Below are 239 nucleotides of genomic sequence, written 5' to 3' on the forward strand. Positions count from 1 at the left end.
TACCGTTTATCTGTGAGCTTGCAAAAACTTATGTGAACGTTGACCCAGCGAAAGAGCCAATTCCAATCCGTCCTACCGTTCACTACACCATGGGTGGTATTGAAACCAATGGTCAATGTGAAACACGTATTCAAGGCCTATTTGCTGTGGGCGAATGTGCTTCTGTTGGTCTGCACGGTGCTAACCGCCTAGGCTCTAACTCTCTAGCTGAATTCGTGGTATTTGGCCGTGTTGCAGGT

At 47.7% G+C, this 239-nt stretch carries 1 protein-coding gene; it reads left to right on the top strand.

The features are described 5' to 3' along the window. A partial coding sequence (locus MRS74_RS23655) for an FAD-binding protein (protein WP_254582730.1) occupies positions 1–239 on the top strand: 239 nt, incomplete at both ends.

This window comes from Marinobacterium sedimentorum (genome assembly GCF_024267675.1).
Taxonomy (GTDB): domain Bacteria; phylum Pseudomonadota; class Gammaproteobacteria; order Pseudomonadales; family Balneatricaceae; genus Marinobacterium_A; species Marinobacterium_A sedimentorum.